The 16,270-nt window shown below is 38.8% G+C and carries 14 protein-coding genes, 1 tRNA gene and 1 pseudogene; 13 read left to right on the forward strand and 3 right to left on the reverse strand.

The annotated features are described in order from the left end of the window. The first annotated feature begins 100 nt into the window (after positions 1-100). From VIHSUH07_RS07790 to VIHSUH07_RS07820, 7 genes are all read left to right on the forward strand, one after another. Positions 101-565, forward strand: coding sequence for an NfeD family protein (locus VIHSUH07_RS07790; RefSeq protein ID WP_005377650.1), 465 nt, complete (start codon positions 101-103; stop codon positions 563-565). Positions 566-601: 36 nt separating this feature from the next. Further along, positions 602-1,558: a flotillin-like protein FloA gene (gene floA, locus VIHSUH07_RS07795; RefSeq protein ID WP_005377705.1), complete on the forward strand. Its 957-nt coding sequence runs from the start codon at positions 602-604 to the stop codon at positions 1,556-1,558. Positions 1,559-1,566: 8 nt separating this feature from the next. Then, the gene (locus VIHSUH07_RS07800) at positions 1,567-2,115 is read left to right on the forward strand and encodes a hypothetical protein (RefSeq protein WP_105084521.1); all 549 of its coding nucleotides are present in this window, start codon (positions 1,567-1,569) and stop codon (positions 2,113-2,115) included. A 157-nt stretch (positions 2,116-2,272) separates the two neighbouring features. Beyond that, positions 2,273-2,995: a helix-turn-helix domain-containing protein gene (locus VIHSUH07_RS07805; RefSeq protein ID WP_105084522.1), complete on the forward strand. Its 723-nt coding sequence runs from the start codon at positions 2,273-2,275 to the stop codon at positions 2,993-2,995. Positions 2,996-3,115: 120 nt separating this feature from the next. Further along, positions 3,116-4,054, forward strand: coding sequence for a hypothetical protein (locus tag VIHSUH07_RS07810; RefSeq protein WP_105084523.1), 939 nt, complete (start codon positions 3,116-3,118; stop codon positions 4,052-4,054). 77 nt (positions 4,055-4,131) lie between these two features. After that, complete coding sequence (locus VIHSUH07_RS07815; RefSeq protein ID WP_105084524.1) at positions 4,132-4,764, forward strand: DNA glycosylase; 633 nt, start codon at positions 4,132-4,134, stop codon at positions 4,762-4,764. A 263-nt stretch (positions 4,765-5,027) separates the two neighbouring features. Beyond that, positions 5,028-6,278 (forward strand): MFS transporter, encoded by a 1,251-nt coding sequence (locus VIHSUH07_RS07820; protein WP_105084525.1) that lies wholly within the window; start codon positions 5,028-5,030, stop codon positions 6,276-6,278. A 94-nt stretch (positions 6,279-6,372) separates the two neighbouring features. Here VIHSUH07_RS07820 and pepT read toward each other — a convergent pair whose 3' ends face one another. Further along, the gene (pepT, locus tag VIHSUH07_RS07825) at positions 6,373-7,596 is read right to left on the reverse strand and encodes a peptidase T (RefSeq protein WP_105084526.1); all 1,224 of its coding nucleotides are present in this window, start codon (positions 7,594-7,596) and stop codon (positions 6,373-6,375) included. A gap of 236 nt (positions 7,597-7,832) precedes the next feature. Between pepT and VIHSUH07_RS07830 the strand changes: the two genes are divergently transcribed. Further along, on the forward strand, positions 7,833-9,773 hold the full coding sequence (locus VIHSUH07_RS07830; protein WP_105084527.1) for an OPT family oligopeptide transporter: 1,941 nt from the start codon (positions 7,833-7,835) through the stop codon (positions 9,771-9,773). Positions 9,774-9,867: 94 nt separating this feature from the next. Here the strand turns inward: VIHSUH07_RS07830 and VIHSUH07_RS07835 are convergent. After that, positions 9,868-11,099: pseudogene (locus VIHSUH07_RS07835) on the reverse strand (ISL3 family transposase). Positions 11,100-11,477: 378 nt separating this feature from the next. On the opposite strand from VIHSUH07_RS07835, the gene VIHSUH07_RS07840 reads away from it, so the two are divergent. The 5 genes from VIHSUH07_RS07840 to VIHSUH07_RS07860 all read left to right on the forward strand — a co-directional run bounded on the left by VIHSUH07_RS07840 (position 11,478) and on the right by VIHSUH07_RS07860 (position 15,926). Beyond that, on the forward strand, positions 11,478-12,266 hold the full coding sequence (locus VIHSUH07_RS07840; protein WP_105084528.1) for a basic amino acid ABC transporter substrate-binding protein: 789 nt from the start codon (positions 11,478-11,480) through the stop codon (positions 12,264-12,266). 8 nt (positions 12,267-12,274) lie between these two features. Further along, positions 12,275-13,294, forward strand: coding sequence for a homocysteine S-methyltransferase (mmuM, locus tag VIHSUH07_RS07845; RefSeq protein WP_105084529.1), 1,020 nt, complete (start codon positions 12,275-12,277; stop codon positions 13,292-13,294). A gap of 328 nt (positions 13,295-13,622) precedes the next feature. After that, a complete protein-coding gene (locus VIHSUH07_RS07850) occupies positions 13,623-14,189 on the forward strand; it encodes an ABC transporter permease (RefSeq protein ID WP_233187837.1) in 567 nt (188 codons plus the stop codon). Continuing rightward, positions 14,179-14,928, forward strand: coding sequence for an ABC transporter ATP-binding protein (locus VIHSUH07_RS07855; protein WP_158251388.1), 750 nt, complete (start codon positions 14,179-14,181; stop codon positions 14,926-14,928). Before VIHSUH07_RS07850 ends, VIHSUH07_RS07855 begins: the two co-directional genes overlap by 11 nt. A gap of 32 nt (positions 14,929-14,960) precedes the next feature. Continuing rightward, positions 14,961-15,926, forward strand: coding sequence for an ABC transporter substrate-binding protein (locus tag VIHSUH07_RS07860; RefSeq protein ID WP_105084532.1), 966 nt, complete (start codon positions 14,961-14,963; stop codon positions 15,924-15,926). Positions 15,927-16,100: 174 nt separating this feature from the next. Here the strand turns inward: VIHSUH07_RS07860 and VIHSUH07_RS07865 are convergent. Beyond that, positions 16,101-16,191: transfer RNA gene (locus VIHSUH07_RS07865), tRNA-Ser, on the reverse strand. Positions 16,192-16,270 lie beyond the last annotated feature (79 nt).

A 16,270-nucleotide genomic window follows, 5' to 3' on the forward strand; every position in this document is an offset into this window, starting at 1 on the left:
TGGGCCTTTATATATATATCATAGAAGCATGTCTATTGGAAAAATATAAATGTCTATTGTATAATATATTGTATGAAATGTTTTGTGAAAGGAGGTTTATATGGATTATATTTTTTGGCTTATTATAGGTCTCGTATTGATGGCTATTGAACTAGTTATACCTGGTGGTATTGCGGGTCTTATCGGGTACTGTTTGTTTATGTGGGGCGTATTTATCGGCCTTGGTGGTACAGATATAGCCTTATATGCGGTGCTTGGTATCACGATTGTATTAGTCGTAGTATTATTAACCTTCTTTAATCACTTTTCAAAAACCTGGATTGGCAAGCTCTTTACCTTAGGGCAACGATCTACCACAAAAGCTGGATATGTGTCTAATGATGTATTAAAGGATCTAGCTGGCAAGGAGGGCGTAGCGCATACAACATTACGCCCTGCAGGTATTGCTAAAATTGATGGTAATTTAGTGGATGTTGTAACCGAAGGGGACTTCATCGATGCCGGTTCACCCATTGTGGTGCTTCGTGTTGTAGGTGGCCGCAATATTGTTAGAAAGCGTGATTAAGCTTTCACCACATCGTCGTAAATAATGGAGGTTATTATGGATGTAGGTATTTTAATTTTGATTCCCATTCTACTGATTGGGATTATGGTATTCTTGTATGTTGTGCCATTAGGCCTTTGGGTATCCGCATTGGCAGCCGGTGTTAACGTAGGCATTTTTACATTAGTTGGTATGCGTTTACGTCGTGTAAATCCATCTCAAATCGTAATGCCTTTGATTAAGGCGAATAAAGCGGGCCTTGAGGTTAATGTAAATCAATTGGAAGCACATTACCTTGCTGGTGGTGACGTTGACCGCGTCGTAGATGCATTAATCGCTGCTGAACGCGCATCTATTCCGTTGACATTTGAACGTTCTGCTGCTATCGACCTCGCTGGTCGTGATGTATTGGAAGCGGTTCAAATGTCCGTTAATCCTAAGGTGATTGAAACACCAATCATTTCTGCAGTGGCAAAAAATGGTATTGAACTTAAGGTTCGTGCTCGCGTAACGGTACGTGCTAATATTGATCGCCTCGTTGGTGGTGCTGGTGAAGCTACAATTATCGCCCGTGTTGGTGAAGGTATCGTAACAACGGTAGGTTCTTCTGAAGAGCATACAGATGTATTGGAAAATCCAGATCACATTTCTCGTACCGTATTGGGTAAAGGTCTTGATGCGGGTACGGCCTTTGAAATCTTGTCCATCGATATCGCTGACGTAGACGTTGGACGTAACATCGGTGCTCAATTGCAAACAGACCAAGCTGAAGCAGATAAAAAAATTGCTCAAGCTCGTGCCGAAGAACGCCGTGCTATGGCGGTTGCTACAGAACAAGAAATGCGTGCTAAAACACAAGACATGCAAGCTAAGGTTGTGGAAGCACAAGCTGAAGTTCCTAAAGCATTGGCAGAAGCTTTCAGAAACGGTAATCTCGGCGTTATGGATTACTACAATATGAACAATATTATTGCAGACACTAAGATGCGTGAGAATTTAGCAGATGGTGAATAGGAGTAGCTATGGACTCTATTTTGTCTACAGTACTATCGGCCTTTACGCATAATCCTATATTTGTTCTAGCTATAATTGCTTATATCGTGTTCTCCTTTTTGAAAAGCTCAAAGACTGAAGATGCTGATGAGTATGAAACCTCAGGTGCTGAAAAGACTTGGGAGGATATGGAGCGTGAATACGGTATTTCTATTGAACGTAAAATAGAAGAACCTCCGGTTAATGCTACATCTAATGATGCTGTCTATCAGTCGTCTAATACTCAGATTTCTTATAATCAATCTGCAGAACAACCTAAAAAAGAGCAACCTAAACAACGAGAAGAACATAAAGTATCTACTAGTAAAACGGTTGCAGTTTCTACATTGACTGAGCGTCTAGCAGAATTTAAGCGACAAAAAGCAATGGAAGAAGTAAAGATTCCTCTTGTTGATGTAGAGACTCATGCGAAGACTGTAACGACGAAGGCTCGCAAGTCGCGTCATGATATTAAAGAAGGTATGAAATGGGCTTTTATATTAGAAAAGCCGAAGGCATTGCGTCATAGGGCTCGATAATGTATATCTGTTCCTGATAAAGGCAGGGTTCCCAATGGTCACCGGGGTGACTAATGGGAACCCTTTTTCTATTGCTAAGACTATAACTAGCCTTTCATAATAAGTGTAATAGGTGTGTGGATATAGTTCGCCTAAATTATGTGAAAGGAGCGATTATATGTATCGCAGCGTACGAAATATTCCAAAACAATTATTAGAGAATCTATATGTTAAAGAGAAATGGACCTTACGAGATATTGCCGATTATATTGGGTGTAGTGTAGATACAATTGTAAGGCGTATGCAGATGTATAAGATTGCGCGACGTGAAACGCGTAAAGATATCAATCGCGCAACCTTGGTAAATTTATATGAAGTGAGTCATACGAGTATTGAAGCCTTGGCCCGCCGTTTTAATGTATCCACTGCGACCATATCTAATCGATTACATGAGTATGGACTGCTGTGTACTCATGACCATTCTATACATAGTGTAGAACCAGATCGTATTAAAAAGGCTTATGAAAGTGGTAATAGTACAACTCGTATTGCCCATATGATGGGGCTTTCACGATGGAAGGTATTACATATCTTACATCACATGGGTGTCAATATACGCGGTGGGCGGCGTAAGGTGATGCCTATCGATGAAATGAGCTATTTGTATAGCTATCATGGGTTGAGTACAAAGGATATAGGTGTTGCTTATCAGTTACAAGCCAATACAGTCGCCTTATATTTACGAGAATCTGGTGTTGCGTTGCGTGGTAAACGGTTGGAGGTAGATACGAATGAGATTAGTAGATTACGGATGAAAGGATTATCCATTGCAGCTATCGCACGACAACTCGAATGTTCCCCGTCTGTTATAAGAAACCGATTAAAGCAGCAACAATCTTAGTAAAGACGTAGTATTGTATGGTGTCGTATGGTAAATCTGTATAAACCTCAACCCATTCGGTATAGAAATTTGTAGTTAATTACTATATACTTAGATTTATATGATGATGGGAGGTTTATTATGTTCGAATATTTAACATTATTATTACCATTTTTACTGCTAGGGTTCATCGCCGCCGGCCTATCTAGAATATCTGGTGTGGCGTTATCCATGATTATTGTACCAACCTTGTTGATTTGGGGGGCTACACCACTAGATGTGGTTGCGTTTATGCTCCTTTTTGTAGTGTATAATAATTTCACATCTGAAACACAAGATGTACGCCTTGATTACAAGGATCTTGTATTATTTCCTAAATGGCGCTTGTTAATTCCTTTAGTTTTGACGGTAGTTGGTATCTTCATTAATCCAGCTATTGGTATTGCTGTCTTTATGGCTTGCTTTGTATTGGAATTGCTAGCAACTGTGTTCAAACGCATTCCTGAACGGGAACGTCCTGCTGTTCATCGCGTTATTGTACTTTCCGTTCTCAGTGCTATTGTAACAGCTATTGGCGCCTATGTAGGTCCTACTATTAGTGGGGATTACTATTTTGGCTTAGTTGGTTTAGCCATCTTGGCCATTACTGCCTTTGCTTGGTATGCAGGCTGCAATCGAAATGCATTTAAAGGTATTTGGGAATTTATCTGGGTTGATTTCGGCATTTTGCTTGGTTTATTCGGTATTGAAAGCTCCAACTATCCATCTGGGTTGACTCGAGACTATACGAGTTCTATGGATCGTATGCTACCAATGATTACTGTAGTAGGCGGTTATGCGGGATTGATGGTTATTTTTGGCGTATATGGTATGTTCTCATTGCCATCCTTTATTACAGCCATTGGTTCGGCTATTGGGATACGCATGTTTGGTTTGTATGAATTCCCTAAACGCGGCACCTTCTCTTACTTAGCAATTGGATTTGCTATTGCTGCCGTAGTATGTTTATATCTCGTATCTCCTGTACCAACAGGATTTGATGTGGTCAATACGATTATGACTCAACCTATGGTTCAATAAAAGGTGAGTTTTATCATAGTATCAATCAGCTAGACTTGTTAATGTGAGAGTAGATAGTTAACATAAACAATAAGGAGATGTGTATCGTGAAAGATAATACTACTGTTGAAGTACATTCTAATGAAGTTGTAGAAACGAGACCATTTCCGCCATTCTTGCCGAAGAATGCAACGGTTATGATGATGGGAACATTTCCACCAACATCTGAAAAGAGAGCCATGGAATTTCATTATCCGAATTTTCAAAATGATATGTGGCGTGTTTTCGGTTTGGTGTTCTTTGATGATAAAGAACATTTTAGAAAAGGGGAAGAAAAAGCATTTGATGCGGAAAAGATTAAAGCTTTTTTATCTCAAATTGGTATAGCTTCTTGTCCAACGGTATTGAAAGCTATTCGTGAGCATGGTAATGCATCTGATGCGTTTTTAAAGGTGGTTGAACCCGTTCCTCTCGCTGACGTATTAGCGCAAATACCAGATTGTACTCATATAGGTACAACAGGTGGCAAGGCTACAGAAATCTTACTTAGTTTATTACCTGAAAAAGTAAAATTACCAAAAACAGGGGAAACGATTCCGTTTGTCTATGAAGGCCGAGAACTTTCTTTGACGCGTTTGCCATCTACCTCTAGAGCCTATCCGTTGAGTCTTGTGAAGAAGGCGGAGGCTTACAAAGCATTTTTTAAAGCTTGTGGATTAGAACCAAAATAATTGAATAATAGAAGGATACCTTTGATGGTCTATTCTAATTGGTAAATTAGAGTAGAACCTATCAAAGGTATTTTTATTATTAAAAATTTACGTAAATAGGCGATATGGTAATTCGCTTATTGTATATAAAACTATGGCATTAGTCATAATTAAAAGTGATAACAACAATAACTTTTTAATTCTTGTTTTTTATGATGAGAGGTCTATAATTAACCAATGTCATTATATGGTTGACAAATATTTTAGAAATAGGAGTTGATACTATGGATAAGGCTAAGGAGGCCTTATGGACAAGATCATTTGTCCTTGATACTTTGATTAATTTCTTAGTATTTTTGATTTATTATTTATTAATTGTTATTATTGCCGTAGTGGCAAAAGATAACCTTCACGCCACAGCCAGTCAAGCAGGCTTAGCTGTTGGTATATATATTATCGGTACCGTCGTGGCACGATTGTTAGCGGGACGCTTTATTAGTGTCTTAGGTTGCCGCAAGATGCTGTACTTAGGTTTGTTTATTTATTTGGCTTCAACGGCCATGTACTTCTACACACCTAACTTGTTAATGCTCGATAGCGTTCGATTCTTAAATGGTTTTGCTTACGGTATTACATCAACTGCAACAAGTACGATTATTGCTGCTATTATACCTCAATCGCGTCGTGGCGAAGGGATTAATTACTACGGTTTATCTACATCCCTTGCTGCTGCAGTAGGCCCATTCTTAGGTATATTAATGCTTCATAGTCTTGGCTATGACTTTATCATCGCATTCTGTGTTGCCCTTATCGTTATTTGTGGCATTGGCGCCGTAATTATGAAGTTTAAGGAGCCTAAGCTTGATATCGATTCTGAAGCTCATAAGGGCATTAAGATTTCCGATTATATTGAACCTCGCATGAATTCTATTAGCCTTGTTTCGGTGCTTGTAGGTTTTGCATACTCTGGTGTTATCGGTTTTATGGCAGCCTATACAAAAGACTTAGATCTTATTATGGCAGGTACATTCTTCTTCGTTGTCTATGCCGTAGTAATCACTGTTACAAGACCTTTACTTGGTATTCTATTTGATATGAGAGGGGAAAACTTCGTTTTATATCCTTGTTTCGTATCTTTAGCGCTTGGTATTTTCTTACTATCCATTGCTCACTCTACATGGCTTGTACTTTTATCCGCCGTATTCGTCGGACTTGGCTATGGTACATTCATGTCTAATGGTCAAGCGGTAACCGTTAAAATTGTACCGGTACACCGCATTGGTGTTGCTACATCAACATACTTTATCGCCTTGGATGTAGGCCTTGGCTTTGGTCCATATATCTTAGGTGCCATTAAGGAAGTAGTCGGTTATACAAGCATGTTCCATGTAACTGTTGTCGTAGCCCTTGTTGCCTTAGTTGCTTATTATTTATTCTATGGCCGTTATGTAGGCACAGATAAAGATCTTTCCATGAAAGCACGTGCTGAAGAAGAACAAATTAGAAATCGTAAACGCAATGGTAAACTTGCATAAAACGATGTTTGACATTGGGTATACAATTTTATAGAGTAATAAAAAATGACTATTCGAGCAGTTGCTCGGATAGTCATTTTGCTATCTTATAATATTATTTTTCGATATTTACAATGTTGACGATAACTTCAACAGCTTTTTTCATATCGTCAATACATGCAAATTCATGACGTCCATGAAGGTTTTCTACACCGGTAAAGATATTTGGTGTTGGAATGCCCATGAAGGAAATTTTAGAACCATCGGTACCACCGCGGATAGGATCGCAAATAGGTGTAATACCTGCTTTTTCCATGGCTGCTTTGGCTACGTTTACACATTCCATATTGTCTTTGATGATGTCGTACATATTGTAATATTGATCTTTGACAGATACTTCGCAAACTTCACGGCCATAGATTTCATTTAATGTTTGACCTGCTTGTAGGAAGAATGCTTTTTTTGCTTCGAACAATTCTTTGTCATGGTCGCGGATGATGTAGTTCATCTTACCAGTATCTACTTGTGTTTCCATGCTCATGAGCATAAAGAAACCTTGACGACCACAGGTATGTTCAGGAACAGCGGCCCCTGGTAATAGCGCATCAAATTGCATAGCCAGTTTAGCACAGTTAATCATGATACCCTTTGCTGTACCCGTGTGAACCGATACGCCTTTGAGCGTTACAGTACCGCCAGCCGCATTGAATGTTTCATACTCGAGTTGACCTAGGCTTTCACCATCAATCGTATAGGCAAAATCAACGGGGAATTGTTTCACATCAAAGTGATCTGCGCCAGTACCAATTTCTTCATCAGGGCCAAAGGCACACATGATTTTACCATGTTTGATTTCTGGGTGAGCCACAAGATAGGAGAGGGCTTCCATAATTTCACAGATGCCTGCCTTATCATCACCGCCGAGTAGAGTGAGACCATCAGTTACGACCAAGGATTTGCCAATATAGTTTTTTAAATTAGGAAAATCTTCGCGACGTGTGAAAATTTGATGCTCTTCATTGAGACAAATATCGTTGCCATCATAGTTTTCAATGATGCGTGGCTTAATATTTTCTGCGTTATAGTCGGCCGTATCCATATGGGCGATAAAACCAATGGAAGGGGCCTTTGCATCTGTGTTAGCGTTTAATGTACCGATGACAAATCCGTTTTCTCGATTGTAGATGACCTCATCAAGACCAATTGCTTTCAAATCAGGAACAAGTACATTGGTAGCGAAATCGACTTGCGTTTGCGTACTAGGAATCGTTGTACTTTCCTCGTTAGACCGTGTATTTATGCTTGTATAGCGTACAAAACGTTCAACCATTGGTTCCATAATAAGCCTCCTTGAGAGAATGTATTGAATATATAATTGGTTGATACAATAGTTAGACCTATTTAGCCTATATATCTTAATTGTAGACCAGTAGTACATAAAAAGCAAAGTGTATCGGTGCATAATGTGTAAAAATATTCGTATTATGCATATAAAGCAATTGAATCGTATATAACGCCGTGATAGTATAAAGGTGGATAGATATACGTTTGTATTTTTTATGAGGAGGTTTTACTATGTCGGACGAAACTCGTTCTATTCCGCCCGTAGAACCGGTACTTGATCCTAAAAAAGACTACGAAGAAATTAATTCATACGTAGTATTTTGGGGCCTGTTCTATGCAGCAATCTTTACACTGGCGGTTGGTTATCTATGCTTGAAAATCGGTCAAACAGTAGATGCCTTTGCTCCAGTATCTGTACTTGCCATGGGTACAGCAGTTATTTTGAAACGAAAAAATGCGTTTGCTGAAACCGTACATATTCAAGCAATCGCCAGCTCTAGTACAAACACATTAGCTGGGGCTATGTTCTTCTTACCAGCCCTGTATATTTGGGGTGTAACAGATGTAACCTTTGCACAAATGGCAATTCCGATTATTCTCGGTGGCGTACTTGGTGTTCTATTATGCGTTATGTTCCGTCGCTACTTTGTAGAAGAAATGCACTATGTGTATCCGTTCCCAAGCGGTCGCGCTGCAGCTGAAGTATTGATGAGTAACGAAGGCAGTAAAGCAAAATTGATGTTGGGTTCTGGACTTATTGCTCTTGTATATGACTTTATTCTAAATAGCCTTGGCTGGTGGGAAGAGGTCATTCGTACAGCTACATTTAAATGGGGTGCTGCCTTAGCAGACCAAACTAAATTGACGGCTGCTGTAGATACCGATGCAGCATTGCTAGGCCTTGGGTATTTTACAGGCCTTCGCTATGCAGCGATTATTGCGGCTGGTTCATTCTTCTCTTGGTTTGTATGTATTCCGGTTGTGTATTTCTTAGCGCCAGAACATGTGATGCACATCAATGGTCAATCCGTATTCTTAGCAGATGCGCCGATTCGTAAGGTATTCCTTGATTATGTGCGTCATATCGGCATCGGTATGCTCGCTATGGCCGGTATTATTGGCCTCTTGAGCATGTCTAAGGTTGTGGGCAACGTTGTAAAAAAAGCGGTTTTAGATATATTTACATCTAAAACTACAGAAGTTAATTTGCTTCGTACACAACGCGATGTTCCTACATCTTGGATTGGTGCAGGCATCTTGTTATGTACCGTTTTATTTGCCGTATACTTCCACTTTATGTATTCTGAAAGCCTCGCTCAAACAGGCGTAGCCTTCTTAATCGTTCTAATCATGTCCTTCTTACTTGCTGTAGTAGGTATTAGCTCCATTGCCTATACTGGTACAGAACCGGTATCCGGTATGACAATCTTTATGATTATCATTTCTGCTGTATGCTTAACAGCTGCTGGTATGACTGGTAAAGTCGGTATGATTGCAGTCCTCATGATGGCATCCTTTATCGGTACAACCATTGGTATGGCCGGTAACTTTATGTCAGAACTTAAGGTAGCGCACATGACAGGTGCTACACCTAAAAAAATGGAACAATGGCAAATCGTTGGTACCATTCTCTGTGCTGTGCTTTCTGTAGGTGTCATGATCTTATTAAATGGTGCCTATGGTTTCGTAGGGGACCATGCATTGAATGCTCCTCAAGCGAATGCGATGGCTGCCATCATTGAACCAATGATGACTGGTGGTAGTGCACAATGGCCTTTATACATGGCAGGAGCATTGTTTGCAATCATCTTATGGATGGTGAAAGTTCCACCGTTGGCATTTGCATTAGGTACCTATCTACCTATGGAAATCAATACTCCATTACTAGTTGGTGGTTTGATTGCATACTTCGTACAAAATAGTACAAACGATAAAGCGTTGGCAGATCTTCGCTTCTCCAAAGGTAGTACAATTGCATCCGGTCTTGTAGCCGGTGGTGCTATTGGTTCCTTGTTCAGTGCCGTACTTCGTATTGCAGGTATTGATGTATTTGCTCAAGAATGGGTAGAAACACCAGAAGCAACATACCTCAGTATTGTAATGTACTTGTTACTCTGTGCATTCTTGTACAAGGTAGCTATGTACATTAAAGATAAAAAAACAGCTAAATAATATGAATCTCATCTAATGGGATTGCGAATAACGCTCTCTATGAATACAATTCGTAGAGAGCGTTTTCTAGGCTCTCTGTCAAATGTTGGGGGATTCACCCTACGAGTCTTCTTTGGCACCAATCATAGTTATGGTTGGTGCCATTCTTTTTGCTCAAAAGTAGAATACGTACTCTAAATCTACCAAAGTGGCGAAGTCCATAGCTTATCCGTTTTAATACTTTAATTTTGTTGTTAGTTCCTTCTGTGTATCCATTAGAATATGGAAGTAAGAATGCATTAGTTAATTGCGTCATCCATGCAGGAAATGATGTAAAGAAGTTATTAAATTCATTTAAGCCAGATGCTTTTACTAATTCCAACCAATGCGTTAAATGTGCAGCTATTCTTTGTTTACCATAGATTGAAAAGATTTTTCTAAAAGAAAGTTTTAAAGCATATGCTTTTCGTAAATCATCAGATATTCTGAGTATTTCACATAGTTTAATATGTTCGGCTTCCGTTAAATGGTCTGGATGCTTCATTAGTACACGTCGATTCTGTTTTAACATACGTGAATAAGCAGCCAGTTTATGTTGCTCACGCTTTCTAACTCGCTCTACCGCCCAATCTACAAGTCGACATACATGGTATCGATCACAGATAATATGCGCATGTGGAAATAGCGCCTCCATGATGCGCTTAAATTGTATGGACATATCCATTACAATAAACTTAACTTGTAGGCGATACTTATGTTTAAATGATGCAAAATAGTGGATTAATGCTTGCGTATCACGTTTCGGTAAAATATCTAATATTTCATGTGTATCTGGATTAGTTAAATTAACTTGGTATTGGTAGCCTTCTGCATTTCCTTTAAACTCATCAATACCAATCACAGTGGGTAAGGTCTCGGGCTTAGGTATAGTGATCATAGAGCAATAACGTAATACTGTAGTAATAGATGTATCACACTCGTTAGCAATAGCTGTATAGGTTACACTTTCAGTAAGTTTATCAAATAGCATTCTAATATTAGTTACACTTAGTTGCATATGTTTTCGTACAAATGGATTGCTTTCAGCAAAAGAATGACCACAATGCGGACAAATATACCGACGCTGTCTGTATTTTCCAATTAGTGGACCTCGTTGTACTTTTCCAAACTTTACAGTACGTATGCGGTAATCCTTAATATGCTTTGTGGTTTCTCCACACTTTGGGCAAATATGTGATGTTGCTGGTAATTCTATGTCAAAAATAAATATTCCGTCTATTCATAGCTATTTGTAATATATTCTTGTTTTACATTATGTAAAAATTCAGTATAATCAGTAGTAGGCATATAAGCTCACATCCTTTCTTTAGGACTTTGACACTTTTATTGTAAAGCATGTGAGCCTTATATGCTTATTTTTTTGCAAAAAAATAATGTTGGAAGTGACACCGTAGTGGTGTCACCCCAACATTTATTATAGAGCCGTTTTCTATATGAGATGATTGGGAGATTGTCTTTGATATATAGATATAATCTATACCAAATAAAACATATTTATATAGTAGGAATTATTGACCTAGGATATATAGGGTGATATGATATGTTTATGTTATTTTATTTTAGAGTAAATCTATAGTTGTTAGATTATGTAGAAATTTTATTTAGTAATAGGTATGAGATTCTAGGTGACTAAATAGTAGAGTCTTTTTACTGATGAGGTATATAATGAAACTAAAACGAATTGCGGCTCTACTAGGTGCTTTTACCATTGTTAGCGGCCTGTTTATAGCTGGTTGTGGTAATACTACTAGTAATAATGATAAAGTATGGCGTGTTGGCACTGATGCCACCTATGCTCCATTTGGATTTAAAGATAAAGATACGGGCAAGTTGGATGGCTTTGATATCGATATAATTAATGCCATTGCCAAAGAAGAGGGCATTGAAGCGGATATTCAAAATTTAAACTTTGATGCCTTGTTACCAGCACTACAAAGTAATACAATTGATATTGCGATTTCTGATATGACGATTTCAGAAGACCGTGCTAAATCCGTTGACTTTAGTAATCCTTACTATATAGCGGGGAATGGACTTGTCGTAAATATTGATAATACAACAATTCATAGCTTTAAGGATCTAGAAGGCAAACGCATTGGCGTTTCTATTGGATCCACTGGCGCTGAGATTGCTAGCAAAATTCCAAATGCTGATGTACGACAATTTAATATTATCGTTGATGCTTTTTTGGAATTGGAAAATAAAGGCGTAGATGTAGTTATTAATGATACGCCGGTAAATGAGTATTATGTAAATAATAAAGGCCGTGGCATTGCTAAAGTAACGGGTGAGGACTATGATGCGGCACCCCTCGGTATTGCTGTGAAAAAAGGTAATACGGAGTTACTTGGTAAAATAAACGATGGATTAGCCAAAATTAAGGCTAATGGTAAATATGCAGAGATTTATAAAAAGTGGTTTGGTAAAGAACCACCTGCAGAAGATTTGAAATAGGTGATAGAATGGCTAAACGGAAAGCATTTTTGAAGATTGTAAAGGAAAATGGACCTCTTGTGTTAGATGGCGCATTTGGCACTGAATTGGAGCGTCATGGATGTAATATTCATGATGAGTTGTGGTCGTCTAAGATGCTTATTGAAAATCCAGAAATCATCAAAAAAGTGCACATTTCCTATTTGGCAGCCGGTGCAGATATTATTGAAAGTTCTGGTTATCAAGCGACTGTAGCTGGATTCAAGGCTCATGGATATGGTACGGAAGAAGCCCTAGATTTGGTTAAGCTATCCGTTCGTTTAGCCGTACAAGCACGTAATGAATTTTTAGAAGCTAAAGCGAATGATGCGCTTACATTGCGTGGTATTACATTAGGTGAACAATTGCCAGATGGCAGTGTCCGTTACTTCTCTGAAGGGGCCTTACCAAAACCATTGGTAGCCGCCTCTGTTGGTCCATATGGTGCTTTCTTGGCAGATGGATCGGAATATCGTGGTGATTATGGTGTACAAACCGAATATTTGGAAGTATTTCATATTCCTCGCATTGCATTATTCTGCGAAGAAAACCCAGATGTGTTAGCCTGTGAAACTGTGCCTTGCTATGATGAGGCCATCGCCATTGCCCGTGCCTTGTGTGATCCGCTTACGACAAAAGGCATTCCCGCATGGATTTCTTTCTCTTGCAAAGATGAACATCATATCTCAAGCGGGGAGACCATCATTAAATGCGCTGAAATGATCGATAAGGTGCGTCAAGTAACGGGCATAGGTATTAACTGTACAGCGCCGGAATATGTAGAATCCTTGATTAAAGATATACGGTCTGTAACCAATAAACCGATTGCTGTATATCCAAATCTTGGTGAAACCTATGATGGAGAAACCAAAACATGGTCAGGTGGACAACAAAGCTTTATTGACTATGTTGATGTATGGCGCAAGGCCGGGGCTAATATAATCGGTGGATGTTGTCGAACAAATCCTGATATCATTCAAGAAGTAGCAAAACAAATACATGTAAAATAAATGAGAGGGACTGTATAAGTACAGTCCCTTTTACTTTAGTGAAATGATATAATGTATATAAATAATTGATATTTATTCGCAACATGATATAGTTAACATAAGGAGGTGTGTGCAGATAAAACAGAGATTTACAAAAATAGCGTGGAAGTTCATATTGCCTGTATTAGTTATCGTTATATGGTTTATACTGAGCTCTCTAAACATCTGGTCCACCTATATCTTACCAACACCGTATAGAGTTTGGTCCGAGTTTATAGATTGTATTGTATCAGGACTCATATGGAAACATGTAGGAATGAGCTTGTTGCGGGTTGTACAGGGTTTTTTATTGGCAACTATTATTTCTATACCACTCGCCATTGTATTGACGGCTAGTCACCGCATGCGCACGCTTTCATCAGGTATGATTGAATTCTTTCGACATGTTCCGCCATTAGCGTTGTTACCACTATTAATTTTATGGTTAGGGATTGGTGAAAGCTCTAAAATTGCCATTGTTTTTCTTGCAACAGTGTATCCTATTTTTCTAAATGCTCTCATGGGCTTTAGTGAGGTAGACAGAAAGCTCGTTGAAATGGCACATCAATACGGCTTATCCAAGAAACAAATTTTTCTACATGTTACTATCCCTTATGCCATACCTTATATTATCAGTGGACTTCGTATCGGCTTAGGCTATAGTTGGCGATCCTTAATTGGTGCTGAAATGATTGCCGCATCTTCAGGCATCGGGTATTGGATTCTAGATGCACAAACAATGGCCCGTTCGGATATCGTCATTGTTGGTATCATCGTCATCGGTTTGTGCGGCATTATCTCTGATGCTCTGTTTAAATGGATTACTAATAGAATGCTGTCGAGATATATGACTGGTGGTGATGTATATGGCTCCTAGTTTACATATTAATAATCTTAGCAAACTGTATAGGGGCGAACATAATGTCTTAGTTGGACTACACCCCTTAGAGGCAACATTACCATTGCAGAAATTAATCTGTGTCGTAGGCAAAAGTGGTTCTGGTAAAACAACATTGTTACGGTTATTGTCAGGACTTGAGAAACCTACGAGTGGCACATTTTTGGTTGATGATATGGACATTGATGCGGTACAACAATCTATGGCCTTTGTATTTCAAGAACCGCGGTTGTTGCCATGGCTTACGGTGCGCGAGAATATGGCTTTTTCGAAATATGGTGGAATTATGGTTGATGAGTCAACGATTGATCACTATATGAAACAATTAGGGTTACAGCAATATGGTTCATTCTATCCAGCTCAATTATCAGGCGGGCTTGCACAACGGGTAGCATTAGGACGTGCTTTTTGCAGTAAAAAGAATATTCTTTTAATGGATGAACCATTTGGTGCGCTCGATTATTTTACACGACAACAATTACAGCGTGATTTATATGACTTGTATGTAAAAGAATCTATGTCTATAGTGATGACTACACATGATTTACAAGAGGCATCCCTTCTGGGGGATATTGTTATCGTCATTAATTCAAATGGTAATCATGAGATCGTAGAAAACCCCATTGTAAAAGATGAGCGATGGGATGAGGATGTACATGTTTTGGAACGACGTTTTACATTTATTGAAAAATTACAGTCCATGATTGCCAACGATTGATGAGCATATATGAATTTATGAAAGGAGTTTATATGAAGTATTCTATTCGGAAAATACTTACTCTTTGTTTATGTTTAATTACTGGGCTATTTGTAATGGTTGGTTGTGGTTCTGAGCAATCAAAACAAGAACCAAAGGATTTACATTTAACCTATGTAAAATCACCTCTAAATATTCCGTCCATCATTGAAAAACAAAATGGCATTATAGAGAAGGCTTTCAAAGAAAAGAATATAGGTGTTACTTATTCGGAAATTACAGAAGGGCCTAAGCAAACAGCAGCATTAGAATCCGGCGATATTGATATTGCTACCGTATTGGGTGGCACATCTGCGATTTTAGCAAAGGCGAATGGCGCTGATATCAAGATTATCGGTATGTATAGCCGTGCGCCAAAAGCATTTGTGTTGATTACTAAAAATCCTGATATTCAATCTGTTAAGGATTTGAAGGGGAAGAAGGTGATGGGACCTAAAGGAACGATTCTACATCAATTGTTATTAACTGCATTGGATAAGAATGGTATGACTGCTAATGATGTAGAGTTCATAAATGGAGGCATTCCACAAGCGGCCAGTGCGCTCGATTCCGGTGATGTAGATGTAGCCATGGTAGCGGGCCCTGTAGCGTTAAAAGCTATTCAACAAGGTGCTCGCGTTGTTGTAAGTGGCGAAGGCTATATTGATGGCTCCATTGTTATTGCAACAAGTGGTAAGTTTGCTAAAGAACATCCTGAGTTGATCAAACAATATATGGATACACATAATCAAATCGTTCAAGCTTATGAAAAAGATCCAAATTCTTACTATGATATTGTGGCGAAAGAAACGGGCTTAACGGAAGCCGATGTGGCTACAATGGCCCCTTGGTATAACTTTGACACGACAATCGCCGATTCTGATATTAAGAGCTTGGAAGCATCACAAGATTATTTAATTTCTATAGGTATGATTCCTAGTGATAAAAAGGTAGATATTCAATCTATGATTTTACATTAATAATGGAGCGTATTACTAACCATTAATCGGTACAAATGAAAGACCGCTTAATGACGCGTGATATTTCATCCCCTTTTTCTGGGCGTCCAGTAAAGGGGGGATATATCAGCGTGCATTAAGCGGTTTTTGCATATAAAAAAAAGAAGGTCATCCATCGGATAACCTTCTTATATGTGGCGGAGAGACAGGGATTTGAACCCTGGGTACGGTATAACCGCACACATGATTTCCAATCATGCTCCTTCAGCCGCTCGGACACCTCTCCATGTATTCTGTTGTGTAACAGGTACTTGTATAGTATATTAAAAAGGAGATTAGATGTCAAGAAATTTTTTGGCTGAATA

The organism is Veillonella sp. T34266-5 (genome assembly GCF_002959815.1).
GTDB lineage: Bacteria > Bacillota > Negativicutes > Veillonellales > Veillonellaceae > Veillonella > Veillonella atypica.

Coding starts and splice junctions, on each gene's coding strand:
- VIHSUH07_RS07805 (WP_105084522.1), top strand. CDS start 2,273: ATGTATCGCAGCGTACGAAATATTCCAAAACAATTATTAGAGAATCTA.
- VIHSUH07_RS07790 (WP_005377650.1), top strand. CDS start 101: ATGGATTATATTTTTTGGCTTATTATAGGTCTCGTATTGATGGCTATT.
- mmuM (WP_105084529.1), top strand. CDS start 12,275: ATGGCTAAACGGAAAGCATTTTTGAAGATTGTAAAGGAAAATGGACCT.
- VIHSUH07_RS07800 (WP_105084521.1), top strand. CDS start 1,567: ATGGACTCTATTTTGTCTACAGTACTATCGGCCTTTACGCATAATCCT.
- VIHSUH07_RS07815 (WP_105084524.1), top strand. CDS start 4,132: ATGTGTATCGTGAAAGATAATACTACTGTTGAAGTACATTCTAATGAA.
- pepT (WP_105084526.1), bottom strand. CDS start 7,596: ATGGAACCAATGGTTGAACGTTTTGTACGCTATACAAGCATAAATACA.
- VIHSUH07_RS07830 (WP_105084527.1), top strand. CDS start 7,833: ATGTCGGACGAAACTCGTTCTATTCCGCCCGTAGAACCGGTACTTGAT.
- VIHSUH07_RS07810 (WP_105084523.1), top strand. CDS start 3,116: ATGTTCGAATATTTAACATTATTATTACCATTTTTACTGCTAGGGTTC.
- VIHSUH07_RS07860 (WP_105084532.1), top strand. CDS start 14,961: ATGAAGTATTCTATTCGGAAAATACTTACTCTTTGTTTATGTTTAATT.
- VIHSUH07_RS07855 (WP_158251388.1), top strand. CDS start 14,179: ATGGCTCCTAGTTTACATATTAATAATCTTAGCAAACTGTATAGGGGC.
- VIHSUH07_RS07820 (WP_105084525.1), top strand. CDS start 5,028: ATGGATAAGGCTAAGGAGGCCTTATGGACAAGATCATTTGTCCTTGAT.
- floA (WP_005377705.1), top strand. CDS start 602: ATGGATGTAGGTATTTTAATTTTGATTCCCATTCTACTGATTGGGATT.
- VIHSUH07_RS07840 (WP_105084528.1), top strand. CDS start 11,478: ATGAAACTAAAACGAATTGCGGCTCTACTAGGTGCTTTTACCATTGTT.